Genomic DNA, 12,247 nt, shown 5'->3' with positions numbered 1-12,247 from the left:
TCAGACCGCCTGCAGGACGCGCTGGATCACCTCCGCCGCCAGCCGTCGGCCGCCACGCGCCGCACCGTCCGCAGCACGCTGGTCCACGGTTGGAGCGTTGGCGAGCGCCTCGCGCAGGGCCGCCTGGAAGTCGCCTTCCCACAGGCGGCGCACCCCGCCCATCGCGACATAGTTGCCCACGCCGGGGGCGAAGACCGGGTTGTCCTCGGAAAGCTCGGCCAGCAGGGCCTCGGGCAGCTTGGTGACACGCGCCATCGCCGGCAGGCGCATGACGCGGATCTCGGCTTCCGGCAAGGCGTCGCAGGCATCGGCAATGAGGCCGGAGGTGATGAAGCCGCCCGACAGCGCCTGGTCGTACACAAGGCCGAGGACGCGGTGTCCGCGACGACGCGCCAGGTCCAGACACATGCCAAGATGCGCCATGGCGCGGTTGATGCCCAGCAGCTCGTCGCGGCGGCGCAGTTGCTGGCCCTGGGTGTCGATCAACAGCAGGATGGGTCGGCCGGGATGGCGCGCCAGGGTGTCCAGCACCACGCGCGCCTGGGCCAGCGCCAGTTGCACGCCGATCGGGGCGTGCTCGGTCGTGCCGAGCACGGTGATCGGCTGGCCGTCGAAGGTCACGTCGCCATGCAGGAAAAAGCCGTCGCGGCGGATGCCATGGTCCGCGCCGAAGAGCTGAGTGGCCAGGTGCTGCCAGTCCATCAGGGGGCTCCCAAGGCGGTCACCGCCGCCACGTCAAGGTCGGGGATGCGCGCAGCGTCGGGCACGCCGAGAGCGGCCCAGAGGTCCAGGGCCTCGGCCCCGGGAAAGTCCAGCCGCGCGGCCAGGCGGGCGTGCTCGGCCTCCAGCCCTTCGAGCGTCACGGGACGACGGGCGTCGAGGGCCGCGATGGCGGCCTCGCGGAAGGCGGCCACGTCGTCCTCCACCAGCACGTCGCAATCGCCGGTGAGCCAGCGGTGCTTACCCCCGGTGGTGCGCCACACCAGGGCCCGGTCGCGGCTGTCGAATTCCTCCACGCCATGCGACGCTTCGATGACTTCGGGGCCCGACATGGCCAGACGGCCAATGTCGCTCATGACGATGTGGTCGGCGCAACGGGCCACGATGCCCATGCCACCGAAGCAGCCGCCGGTGCCGCCGATCAGCACAATGACCGGGATGCCTGCGGCGCGTACGTCCAGCAGCGCGCGCATCACCTCCGACACCGCGATCAAACCGGCATTGGCTTCGTGCAGCCGCACGCCGCCGGACTCGGCCAGCAGCAGCACGGCATCGGGCCGGTCGCGCAGCGCGCGCTGCAGCAGCCCGACGAGTTTGGCGCCGTGCACCTCCCCGACGCCGCCGCCCATGAACTGCCCTTCCTGGGCAGCCACGAACACCGGCCGACCGGCCAGCGTGGCGCGCCCGATGGCCACCCCGTCGTCGAACGAGGACGGCACGCCCAACTGGGCCAGGTGCGGGCTGGTGAGCTTGAGCGCCGGCGGCAGCCACTCGTGGAAGCTCTGCGGATCCAGCAGCAGGGCCAGGCGCTCACGCGCGCTGCATTCGGCAAATGAGATCATGGCTGGAGTTCCTGCGCGGCCTGATCGAGCCGCAGGCTGACGACCGCGGGCGTGGCGCCCATGTCGTGGATGGACACCTGCACGCCGGCCAGCGCATGGCGGGCATGGAAGTCGCGCACGACCGCGGCCCAGATCGGACCGAAGCCGCGCGCCGACGTCTCGATGTGAATGCGGCAATCGTTGCCCGCCGCAGGCTCCAGCAGCACCTCCAGATTGCCGGAGCCGACCACGCCCACCAGCACGGGCGCAAAGCTGCCGGCCGGGCGCGTGCCGGGGAAGGTGTAGTCCAGGGTTTCGAGACCGGGTTGCATGGGGCCGTCCCTCACCAGTTGCGAAAGCGCTTCGGGGGCGCGTACAGCCCACCCGAGGCACGCACGAGGTCGCGCATGCTGCGGGCGGCCAGCAGATTGCGAGTCGCCTCGCGCGGGTCGATGCCGAGGTCGGCCGGCCGGCGGATGACGCCGCGGTCCCGCAGGTTCTCCACCATGCGGGCGTCGCGCGCCAGGCCCACCGCCGTGTAGCCGGACACACCACGGATGGCCTGCTCACGCTCCTCGTCGGTGCGGCACAGCAGCAGATTGGCAATGCCTTCCTCGGTGAGCACGTGGCTCACGTCCTCGCCGTAGATCATGATCGGCGGCAGCGCCATGCCGGCCTGCTCCTGCAGCGTCCAGGCATCCAGCCGTTCGACGAAGGCCGGCTGCATGTGCTCACGGAAGGTCTCGACCATCTGCACCACGAGCTTCTGGCCCCGCGGCGTGCCGGCCGCGCCGCCCCGGCCTGCACGCGCCTCGCCGCCTGCCTTGAGCCAGGCGGGGCTGGCATGACGGCGGCCGCGTGCATCGGCGCCCATGTTGGGCGCGCCGCCGAAGCCGGTGATGCGGCCCAGGGTCGCGGTGGAGCTGTTGCCCTGCAGGTCCATCTGCAGCGTCGATCCGATGAACAGGTCGCACGCATAGTGGCCGGCGGCCTGGCAGAAGGCGCGGTTGCTGCGCAGGCTGCCGTCGGCGCCGGTGAAGAACACGTCGGAGCGGGCGCGGATGTAGTCCTCCATGCCGAGCTCCGAGCCGAAGGAATGCACCGACTGCACCCAGCCCGCTTCGATGGCCGGGATGAGGGCCGGATGCGGATTGAGCGCCCAGTGCTGGCAGATGCGGCCCTTCAGGCCCAGCGACTCGCCATAGGTGGGCAGCAGCAGCTCGATGGCGGCCGTGTCGAACCCAATCCCGTGGTTCAGCCGCTGCACGCCGTACTCGGCATAGATGCCTTTGATGGCCATCATGGCCATCAGCACCTGGATCTCGCTGATCTGCGCCGGGTCGCGGGTGAAGAGCGGCTCGATCAGATTGGGCCGCGGCGCCGGCACGACGAAGTCCACCCAGTCTGCGGGGATGTCGACGCGGGGCAAGGTGTCGAGCACCTCGTTCACCTGTGCGATGACGATGCCGCCGGAGAAGGCCGTGGCCTCGACGATGGCCGGCGTGTCCTCGGTATTGGGCCCGGTGTAGAGATTGCCGTGGCGGTCGGCCGCCTGGGCAGCCACGAGTGCGACCTTGGGCGTGAGGTCGACGAAGTAGCGGGCGAATAGTTCCAAGTAGGTGTGGATGGCGCCGATCTCGATGCCCCCACTGCTCACCAGGCGAGCCAGGCGAGCACCCTGCGGGCCGGAGAAGGAGAAGTCCAGCCGGCGGGCGATGCCGTTTTCAAACACGTCCAGGTGGGCCGGCAGTGCCAGCACCGACTGCACCATGTGCAGGTCGTGCACGCGCTGCACATCGACCTGCGTCAGCGTCTCGGCAAGGAAGTCGGCCTGCTTCTGGTTGTTGCCCTCCAGGCAGACCCGATCGCCGGGCTGCAGGACCGCTTCGAGCAGCGTGACGGCGGCCTCGGCGGCCACATGCCGGCCGCGCAGGCGGTCGCCAAGCGCGCTGGCGGCACGGGCCAGTCGCTCGCGGCGTTCGCGGTCGCGCAGGTTCCAGACGGGAGCGTTCATCGGCGCCTCCTCAATGACCCGTGGCCAGCGTGCCCATGACGGCGTTCGGCAGGCCGGTGGCGATGCCCGGGAAGATGCAGATCAGGAGCACCGCCAGGAGCATCAACACCACGAACGGTAGCACGCCCCAGATGATGTCGCGAAGCTCAATGTCGGGAGCGATGTTCTTGATGACGAAGATATTCAGGCCGACCGGCGGATGGATGAGGCCGGTCTCCATCACGATGGTCATCAGGATGCCAAACCAGATCAGGTCGAAGCCCGCGGCCTTGAGCGGCGGCAGGATGATCGGGGCGGTCATCAGGATGATGCTGACCGGCGGCAGGAAGAAGCCGAGCAGGATGACCATCAACAACACGGCGGCCAGCAGCACCCACTTGGACAGCTGCATGCCAACGATCCACTCTGCGGCCGCCTGGCTGATGTGCAGATAGCTCATCACGTAGGAGAACAGCAGCGACATGCCGATGATGAACATCAGCATCGTCGACTCCTTCAGCGTGGACGTGAGGATGGGCGCCACGTCGCGGGGCCGCCAGACGCCATAGATAGTGGCGATCAGCAGCAGCGCCAGCAGCGCGCCCAGGCCTGCCGTCTCGGAAGGCGTGGCAAAGCCGCCGTACAGCGCCACCATCACACCGATCAGCAGCAGCACGAAGGGCACGACGCGCGGCAGCATCTCAAACTTCTGACGGCGGGTGAAGGTCTCGTTCGCCAGCAGCGCAGAGGCGGCGCCGGTGCGCTGGTATTCCGCTTCCGCCAGCGCATGCTCCTTGCGGTAACGCAGGGCCGCATACACCGCGAACAGCGCCACCAGCAGCACGCCAGGCATGATGCCCGCGAGGAACAGACGCCCGAGCGACTGCTCAGCCGCCACGGCGTACAGAATCATCGTGACCGACGGCGGCAGCAGGATGCCCAGGGTGCCGCCCGCAGCGATGATGCCGGCCGCAAAGCCTGGCGAGTAGCCGCGCTTGCGCATCTCCGGGATACCGGCACTGCCGATGGCCGAGCAGGTTGCCGGGCTGGAGCCGGCCATGGCCGCAAAGAGCGCGCAGGCGAAGACGTTGGCAATGCCCAGGCCACCGGGGATGCGACCCATCCACACATGCATGGCGGCGTACAGGTCCTGGCCCGCACGGGACTTGCCGATCGCGGCGCCCTTCAGGATGAAGAGGGGAATCGACAGCAGCGTGATGCTGGCCATCTCCTCGTAGACGTTCTGCGTGACCGTGTCGAGCGCGGAAGCCGGCATGAACAGGGCCATGAAGAGCGTGGCGACGCTGCCGAGCGCAAAAGCGATCGGCGCGCCGGAGAACATGAACAGCAGGGTGACGATGCCGAACAGCGATCCGAGGACGAGCATGCTCATGGGGCGCTCCGTTGCGGATGGAAGAGCTTGTTCAGACGGGCGGTCAGCTGTACCAGCAGCTGCAGCGCCAGCAGGCTCGTGCCTGCGGCCATCAGGGCGTAGGGGATCCACAGCGGCGGCGCCCAGGAGGACGAGGTCGTCTGCCCTTCCACCCAGGCCTCATGGAACAGCGCCCAGGACTTCCATGCGAAGAAGGCGCAGAAGACGGTGCACAGCAGGTCGACAAGCGTCAGGCGCAGCTGGTTCACGGCGCGAGGCAGCAGGCTGGCCGCCGCCTCGATGCCCACGTGACCGCGCAGCTGCTGCACGAAGGCGCCGCACAGGAAGGTCGCGCCGACGAGGCAGAACACCGCCGCTTCGTCCTGCCAGTCGGTGGACGCCTGCATGACGTAGCGCGAGACCACGCTGTAGGTCAGCACGCAGGAGGCCACCAGCAAGGCCAGCATGCCCAGCACCACCATCGCGTGATTGACCCAGTGCAGCAGGCGTGCCAGCGGCATCAGCAAGGCGGGCGTGTGCGGGTCAATGCCGGCCACCGCCGGCTTGAGTTCGAAACCGTGGCTCATGGCAGCCTCAGAGCAGTTTCTGGGCGGCTTTGAGGATGGCGGCGCAGGACTCGTTTTTCTCGCCGAAATCCTTCCACGCCGTGTCGCGGGCGATGGCCTGCCACTTCTTGAGCGTGGGCTCGTCCATGTCGTAGACCTTGGCCCCTGCCTTGGCGTAGATCGTGGCGGCTGCCTGGTCGTCGGCCTTGGCGGCGTCGCGCGCGAAGACTTCCATCTCGGCGCCGACGGCCATGATGATGTCCTGCTGCGCCTTGGGCAGCTTGCTGAAGACCTCTTTGGAGATCAGCAGCGGCTCCAGCATGAACCAATAGGTGCGCTGGCGGCCGGAGGTGAGGTGCTTGGCGATCTCTTCCAGCTTGAAGGACATGAAGCTGGTGGAGGACGTCATGGCGGCATCCATCGCGCCGGTCTGCATGGCGGCATAGATTTCATTGGACGGCAGCGTGATGACCGAGGCGCCGGCCGCCTTGAGCATCATGTCCATCTCACGGCTGCCGCCGCGGACCTTCAGGCCCTTGGCGTCGTCGGGCGTGACGAGCGGCCGGGTGCGACTCGCGACACCGCCGGCCTGCCAGACCCAGCTGACGATGATGATGCCCTTGTCGTCCAGGACCTTGGACAGCAGCTTGCCCACTTCAGCGGTTTTCCAGGCAGCGCCCTGCTCATAGCTGGGCACCAGGGCGGGCATCAGGCCGGCATTCGTCTCGGCGACTTCGCCGCCGGCGTACGACAGCGGCACGAGGCTCATGTCCAGTGCGCCTTTGCGCATGGCCGAGAACTGGGCGTTGGTCTTCATCAGCGAAGAGCCCGGGTAGACCGACGCCTTCAATGCCCCACTGCTGCGCCTTTCCACCTCGGCGGCGAAACGACGGCAGAGCCGGTCGCGGAAGTCGCCCTCGTTGAGCGTGCCGCTCGGGAATTGGTGAGAGATCTTGAGCGTGCCGGTCTGGGCCTGGGCCAGGGTGGCGGGCAGGCAACTGGCGGCGGCCGTGGCGGCCAGCCACTGGCGACGGGTGAAGTTCATGCGTGTCTCCGGGGCCCGCCTTTGGTGGCGGTATGCGGCGCAGTGTCAAATCGCCGCCGGAGACGATCAATCAACCTCGATTCACGACCATTACGCGGACTGCAACGATCGTGGGTTAACCCGAAGCCAGTGGGCGCTCTGCGGCATGACTTCGGCATGCGGCAAGCAGCGACAGCAGGTTGGGATCGCGCTCTCGCGTGCGCAGAAAGCTGACGCTGATCTTCTGCCGCATCTGGAATGCGGGCAGGAGCGGCACCAGGCATACGCTGCGCGGCAGCACGCTGCGGATACGGCCCGGCAAGAGCGTACAGCCGATGCTGCCGCCGACCAGGTTCATCAGCGAAAAGATGTCATTGGTCGTCATCACGACGTTAGGCTCGAAGCCGGCGACGCGGAAGGCGTCCCGGAATCGGTCATGGGTGACGTAGCCCTCGTTGAGCGAGACGAATCGCTCGTCGCTGCATTGCGCCAAATCGATGGCGGACTGCGCCGCGTAGGGGGACCCCGCCGGTGCAGCAAAGAAGATCTCGTCTTCGAACAACAATTGCGACTCAATGTCCGGGGTGCCCTCGGGCTGCCCCATGATCGTGGCGTCCAGTTCGCCGTCGCGCAGCTTGCGCAGCAGCTCGCTGTTGGAGCCCAGCACCAGCTCGGTTTGAATGTCGGGCTTGCGCAGCCGAAGGGCCATGATGAGCGCCGGGACAGTGCCGCTGGTCAGGGAATAGAGCGATCCAATACGGATGCGGTCCGCCGCATAGCCCGCAATCTCACGGGTGGATCGGATGCCCTGCGCCATGGTCTGCAGAACCTCGCGGGCCACGTCGGCCAGCGCGTGGGCGGCATCGTTGGGCTGAAGGTTGCGGCCTTCCAGGCGGAACAGACTGCAGCGCGTCCCGGTCTCCAGCGAATGAAGGGCACGATGGACGCTGACCGCGCTGACGCCCAGCGCGTCAGCCGCGCGAGCGAGGCTGCCGGCCTCCAGAAATGCCAGCAGGATCTCCAGTTTCCGAAAGGTGATTTCTTCGTCGATGCGGGCCGCCATGGCGCCGGATCTTAGCGCGTGAAGGTGACGCGCAGCGGGGCTCAGACCTTGGCAAGAAAGGTCGCCGCGTCGGCCGCTTCGCAGGGCCAATCTGCGAAGACTCCAACCAGATTGCACTCCACGCAGCGGCAGCCGATGTAGTACCAGCGCACCTTGTGCGTGCCTTCGTGGACGGCGACGCCCGACATCAGTTCAAACACCTCGTTTTCGCACACGCATTCGTGTGCCTCGGGGGCGGCGGCATCCAGGTGGTCCGCGCTGTCGCCCATCAGGTGATCTTGCCCGCACTCGGTGCAGGTCCGAATGGCCACCCCGGCGTCTTCATCCGTCTGCAGCGCAAAGGTCCGGTTCCCGCAGTCGCATTTGGACGCGGCAAACCGCACGGCCTCATGGCCATTGTCCACGCTGTAGCTGCGCAGTTCCGCCTGGCAGTCCCCACTGGTGGTCCCGTACCAGAACTCACCCTTCTTCGTCAGTGCCATTGATGTTGTTCCATTCCTTAAACCGGACACGGTTGGGGGCGCAGGGCTTCTGAAGGGCTTTTGGAGGGCCGATCTACGCCTTCTGCTGATCCGCGGCTCGACCCGCCGTCGATATCTTGATTCCGTGGATCAGGTCACCTTGCCGCATCGACCCGCCAATGTACCGGCTTCTCCGTTCGATGGCCTGCTCCAGCGTTGCGACGCAAGGATGGGCGGCGGTCTTGAGCGCATGTCCGTCGGCCGATTCATGGCGGTTCATTCAGTTTGACTGCGAAAGGATTTCATCATGAAGACCAGGGAACAGCTCCTCAAAGGCTCAGAGCCGGCTGCAGCGGAATTTGACAGTGACACCATCTTCACGGCGGCCTTCATCGGCATGGTGTCTGAGCAATTGGCCGCCGGCAAGAACTACCGGGTGGATATGGAGCCCAGCAGGGAACATAAAGACACGAAGGAAAAGCGCTCGGACAGCGATGTCGCGTCCATGCACGACCTCAATGACATCTGCGCCAAGGTCAACGCCATGGTCCTGGCCAAACACAAGGGGCAGGACAACAAGGCGCGCCTGCAGTGGGGTCTGACGGAAGTGTTTAAGGCAGGAGGCATGATTTCCGCAGGCGCGGCGCCACAGAATGCGTATGCCGGCTACAGCGATAAGCTGAAGCAGGGTGCTTGGGAGTACCTCACCCAGGACCGGCTGCCCAACAACAACAGCACCGTCTATATCGGGCGGGGTGCTTACTGCGGATTGGTGACCGATCAAAACGGTGACGCCATTGCCGCGATGAGCACGCTGCGCACCACGCTCGGCCCGGATCTTCCCTATCCGATCGAGCCCGGTGAACGTTGGCTGCCAGGGGTGGAGACAAAACCGTTTCAGGACAAGACGCTTGGCAAGGACAAGGATTACGTCTGGGGCATGATTGCCAACTCCAGCAGTCAACAGACCATGTATGAGCAGGGCATGAAATTCGTGCCTGATGATCCCAAGCGTCCCGCTTCGCTCAAGAAGGAGCTGGTGGGTTACACCCACGGGATGATTCGCGCCATTTACGAAGCCCGGCTCATTGGAGACGGTCTGCCCTATGAAATGTCGCTGGGCAAAGACACGGCCAAACTGGCCTCTTGCATGTCGTGCTCCCTGTTCATGCTGGCCAACGACTATCCGGCCTCGTCAAGCCACCTGGGAAGCGGTGAGTCCTGGCTGCCTCTTTATCACACGGATCAGCACGTCTTCTCCTACCGGTCCAGCCCGGACGAAAAGAAGGACAAGCCGGTCAAGGAGCTTCTCAAAGTGATTCAAGAGTGCAATGAGAAGTGGCAAAGAAAGATGCATCAATGGCTGAACGCTGGCGCCGTTTTGATGCGCGATTGCAAATCCGGTGACTGGATCGAAAGCAAGCACCTCAAGAGCCTTGATCTGTTGCTTCTCCGTTTGCAAGAGCTTGGTCAAGATGCCGTCGGTTGCGCCAATCTCTACCTGGATGCGATGACCATCCACAAGAAAGACACCAAGCGACTGAACGATACCCTCTGCTTTGGAGCGGCCCATTCGAAGGGCGGCGACGGCCACGCGACTGAGGACTGGCTGGACCCGGCTTTCAAGAATCACCCCTGGATGCCGAAAAGCCAGGAGAAGAAAGCATGGGTGAATTTCAAGTCGCCGTTCGAGGACAAGGAGATCAAGGAGTTCTATGAACTGGCCCTGTCCCTCGAGAACAAGCGCAAAACGACTGCCTAGTTTGCGCGCCCAAGCCGCGTGAGCAGTGGGGCACGTCTCGACGCCCCACTCACCCTTGAACTGAGTGCCACGACTTCTCCCACGCAAATCGACCCGAACTGCGTGGTGCGGCCGAAGCGTTCAGGAAGCCTCGGACGCGCTGGTGCGCCGCCACCGGTGGGTGTCGCGCCAGCCCAGGAAGGGGAGCTCTGGCTGGGTTCGCAGCCACTGCTCGGATGAGTCGTTCGCCCTCTTCAAGCCCTGAAGTGCTGGGCGGAAGCGCGCCGCGAAATCAGCGGGCTGCTTGTCAAGCAGGTCCTCGGCGCGGATGACGAACGCCTGGATATGTGAAGGATCGAGCGACAGGAAGAACACCATCTGCCGCCAGGCATAAGCAGCGTTCTTGATGCGTTGCAGCTCGGTGCGCCAATCAGCGGTTGGCAGCTGAAGGTGGCTCAGAACCCACTCGAAGCACGCCTGCGCCAGCTCGTGGGTCCGACCCGAGAAATGACGCCGAATCTCGGGGCGCCCAAAGAGCAAGGCCAGGTTGTGGCTGGTGATGATGAGCTGCTCTTCAAGGATGCGGCCATTGCTCGCCGGACGCCATGTCCCCAAGGTCTCCCCTGCTCGCTCTGCGCATAAGACGGCAAGCGGGTCCGGTGCGCGGGACTCAGCTTGCTCGCCCTCCTTCGGGATTCGAGAGAGGATGTCCTCCCAGTCCAACCTGTAATAGCAGGCGTACAGCGAGCCTCGCAGTTGCTGCCCTGCAATGTGGACGGCCTCGGTGAACTTTGGCGAAAAGCGGCCCATGAAGATGTCGGCCGCCAGTTCTTCCGTCAACGGCAAGGACTCACCGGCCTCAAGCGCCAGCGCGGAGAATTCCTGCAGCAGCTTGTTGGGCAGCATGGTCTGCGGAAAGCCCTCGATGGCAATGGACGCGAACTCATTGAGTGCTTGGCGGGCCGCCTGGGCGCTTGTGGCATCCACTGCGCGAAAGGCTTCAATCGCCGCAATCCAGGGAAGTTCTTCGATCTGGATCTGCTTTTGCAGATTGAGCAGCAGCAGTGAACGCCTCCGACGGAACGCACGATAGGTGGCGGCATACAACACCCTCAGGGCGCCGTCGCCCAAGCTCGCGGCCTGCAAGTGGCCGGTCCGCTGCGGAATCAGGCGGGCCAGCACTTCGGCGGAACTGACGACGCCTCGCTGGATCAAACCCAGCGGCCTGTCGCTCACGCAGCGAAGCAGGCGCCGCTCCATGCTGCGCTTGGCCCGCGGAGAGTATTTGGAGCCGGCTGGACGCAGCACAGCGTCGACGTCGTCGAGACCCCCATTCGCCGGCAGATCGGCCAGGCGCAGGGCCAGCTCGGCAGCCAGCTGGTGGTGGGGCTTCCCGGCGACCTCGCTGCGTTGATGCTCGCGGAAAGCCCGCGCGGACTGGGAACCCGGCGTCCCACGTTTGGCCACATAGCGCGCCAGGACCAGCCTGATTCGTCCCACCTCACGGCCGGTCATTCGGTTCGGTGCGTCAACCGCGCGCTCCAGTGCCGAGACCAAAAAGGCAAAAGTCTCGTTGGAACGAGTAGCCTTGCCACTCAGCGTGTGCTTGGCGCGAGCCTGTTGTATCGACGCCAGCAACTGTCCGGCGCGAGTCTTCCAATCCGCCGGCTCCCGCCTCAATGGCCAGCCGCCGTGCACAACAAACTGGCCCTGCCCGCCTCGCTGCCAGGCGCCGCTCTCGTCCTTCGCAGCAACAGGCGCTTCGCCGTCTACCGTTTCCAGAAAGAGACTGACCAGATCGTCGTAGAGCGGTGCCCAGACTTCAATGGCTTCCGTCTGAGCCTGGACTCTCGCGTTGGGGCCGATGCGACTCAGCCGCTGAGCGACTTCGCCCACGGACTCGAGGTGAACGCGCCCGTCGTCGCGAGAGCAGCTCTCCGTCAGGCTTGGGTAGAACCTCAGCTCATGGGCGAAGGGGGCAATCTCGGCAACCAGCCGCTCCGCGGCCTCGGCGTGACCCTGCTTCACCAACCAGGCCACGATCGGCAGCGCTGACTCTTCGGCCACCTCCATCGAGAACCGTCGCGACTCAATGGCCTCATTCAGGAGCGCCAGGCCAGCGTCGGAAAGGAAATAGCGATTGAGGGCCAGACGGGGCACTTCGACACCAGCGTGTCCCAGCTTGGAGAGCAATGCCTCTTCGTGCGCGCGCAGCGGTCCAGCGGCCAAGGCCCTGCCCGTCGCAAAGCCGCCGGTGGTCACTTCCAGCGTCACCCATGCCGGATAACGTGCGACAGGCTGACGTGCGCCCGCGGTAATCGCCCCGGACAGCAATCCTGAAGTGGCATCGAGCCAACGCCGGACGCGGTCTCCCGACGAATCTCCGCGCGCAAACGCATCCAGCGCACGCTGGAGCTGAGTCGCGGCGTATCCAACGTTGACCGCTGGCGACGGCGCATCAAAGGAGTGTGGTTTCGATGCCATGT

Annotated in this window: 11 protein-coding genes; 1 reads left to right on the top strand and 10 read right to left on the bottom strand. The window is 65.5% G+C overall.

The features are described 5' to 3' along the window. From DES44_RS05585 to DES44_RS05545, 9 genes are all read right to left on the bottom strand, one after another. On the bottom strand, positions 1-702 hold the full coding sequence (locus tag DES44_RS05585) for a biotin-independent malonate decarboxylase subunit gamma (RefSeq protein ID WP_058935853.1): 702 nt from the start codon (positions 700-702) through the stop codon (positions 1-3). Next, positions 702-1,562, bottom strand: coding sequence for a biotin-independent malonate decarboxylase subunit beta (locus DES44_RS05580; protein ID WP_058935854.1), 861 nt, complete (start codon positions 1,560-1,562; stop codon positions 702-704). Before DES44_RS05580 ends, DES44_RS05585 begins: the two co-directional genes overlap by 1 nt. Continuing rightward, positions 1,559-1,873 carry a malonate decarboxylase acyl carrier protein gene (mdcC, locus tag DES44_RS05575; protein ID WP_058935855.1) on the bottom strand — a complete coding sequence of 105 codons (315 nt, stop codon included), beginning with the start codon at positions 1,871-1,873 and terminating at the stop codon, positions 1,559-1,561. The genes DES44_RS05580 and mdcC overlap by 4 nt, the downstream gene beginning before the upstream one ends. Positions 1,874-1,884: 11 nt before the next feature. Continuing rightward, on the bottom strand, positions 1,885-3,555 hold the full coding sequence (gene mdcA / locus DES44_RS05570; protein ID WP_058935856.1) for a malonate decarboxylase subunit alpha: 1,671 nt from the start codon (positions 3,553-3,555) through the stop codon (positions 1,885-1,887). A 10-nt stretch (positions 3,556-3,565) separates the two neighbouring features. Further along, the gene (locus DES44_RS05565; RefSeq protein WP_058935857.1) at positions 3,566-4,927 is read right to left on the bottom strand and encodes a TRAP transporter large permease; all 1,362 of its coding nucleotides are present in this window, start codon (positions 4,925-4,927) and stop codon (positions 3,566-3,568) included. Further along, a complete protein-coding gene (locus DES44_RS05560) occupies positions 4,924-5,493 on the bottom strand; it encodes a TRAP transporter small permease (protein ID WP_058935858.1) in 570 nt (189 codons plus the stop codon). Before DES44_RS05560 ends, DES44_RS05565 begins: the two co-directional genes overlap by 4 nt. 7 nt (positions 5,494-5,500) lie before the next feature. Continuing rightward, positions 5,501-6,517, bottom strand: a complete 1,017-nt coding sequence (gene dctP / locus DES44_RS05555; protein ID WP_058935859.1) for a TRAP transporter substrate-binding protein DctP — start codon at positions 6,515-6,517, stop codon at positions 5,501-5,503. A 115-nt stretch (positions 6,518-6,632) separates the two neighbouring features. Next, positions 6,633-7,559: a LysR substrate-binding domain-containing protein gene (locus tag DES44_RS05550; RefSeq protein WP_058935860.1), complete on the bottom strand. Its 927-nt coding sequence runs from the start codon at positions 7,557-7,559 to the stop codon at positions 6,633-6,635. Between the two features lie 41 nt (positions 7,560-7,600). Further along, positions 7,601-8,041, bottom strand: a complete 441-nt coding sequence (locus DES44_RS05545; RefSeq protein WP_058935861.1) for a hypothetical protein — start codon at positions 8,039-8,041, stop codon at positions 7,601-7,603. Between the two features lie 286 nt (positions 8,042-8,327). Between DES44_RS05545 and DES44_RS05535 the strand changes: the two genes are divergently transcribed. After that, the gene (locus DES44_RS05535) at positions 8,328-9,782 is read left to right on the top strand and encodes a hypothetical protein (protein WP_058935863.1); all 1,455 of its coding nucleotides are present in this window, start codon (positions 8,328-8,330) and stop codon (positions 9,780-9,782) included. A gap of 120 nt (positions 9,783-9,902) precedes the next feature. Here the strand turns inward: DES44_RS05535 and DES44_RS05530 are convergent, their stop codons facing one another. Further along, positions 9,903-12,245 carry a hypothetical protein gene (locus DES44_RS05530; protein WP_147306963.1) on the bottom strand — a complete coding sequence of 781 codons (2,343 nt, stop codon included), beginning with the start codon at positions 12,243-12,245 and terminating at the stop codon, positions 9,903-9,905. Positions 12,246-12,247: the final 2 nt, after the last annotated feature.

It is taken from the genome of Roseateles depolymerans (assembly GCF_003387155.1).
GTDB lineage: Bacteria > Pseudomonadota > Gammaproteobacteria > Burkholderiales > Burkholderiaceae_C > Roseateles > Roseateles depolymerans.
Note: the sequence above shows the minus strand (reverse complement) of the source record. Positions and strands in the feature narration are given on the sequence as shown.

Excerpts from the sequence above, each read along its gene's own strand:
- mdcA (WP_058935856.1), bottom strand. The coding sequence starts at position 3,555 with ATGAACGCTCCCGTCTGGAACCTGCGCGACCGCGAACGCCGCGAGCGA.
- DES44_RS05550 (WP_058935860.1), bottom strand. The coding sequence starts at position 7,559 with ATGGCGGCCCGCATCGACGAAGAAATCACCTTTCGGAAACTGGAGATC.
- DES44_RS05565 (WP_058935857.1), bottom strand. The coding sequence starts at position 4,927 with ATGAGCATGCTCGTCCTCGGATCGCTGTTCGGCATCGTCACCCTGCTG.
- dctP (WP_058935859.1), bottom strand. The coding sequence starts at position 6,517 with ATGAACTTCACCCGTCGCCAGTGGCTGGCCGCCACGGCCGCCGCCAGT.
- DES44_RS05535 (WP_058935863.1), top strand. The coding sequence starts at position 8,328 with ATGAAGACCAGGGAACAGCTCCTCAAAGGCTCAGAGCCGGCTGCAGCG.
- DES44_RS05580 (WP_058935854.1), bottom strand. The coding sequence starts at position 1,562 with ATGATCTCATTTGCCGAATGCAGCGCGCGTGAGCGCCTGGCCCTGCTG.
- mdcC (WP_058935855.1), bottom strand. The coding sequence starts at position 1,873 with ATGCAACCCGGTCTCGAAACCCTGGACTACACCTTCCCCGGCACGCGC.
- DES44_RS05545 (WP_058935861.1), bottom strand. The coding sequence starts at position 8,041 with ATGGCACTGACGAAGAAGGGTGAGTTCTGGTACGGGACCACCAGTGGG.
- DES44_RS05530 (WP_147306963.1), bottom strand. The coding sequence starts at position 12,245 with ATGGCATCGAAACCACACTCCTTTGATGCGCCGTCGCCAGCGGTCAAC.
- DES44_RS05585 (WP_058935853.1), bottom strand. The coding sequence starts at position 702 with ATGGACTGGCAGCACCTGGCCACTCAGCTCTTCGGCGCGGACCATGGC.
- DES44_RS05560 (WP_058935858.1), bottom strand. The coding sequence starts at position 5,493 with ATGAGCCACGGTTTCGAACTCAAGCCGGCGGTGGCCGGCATTGACCCG.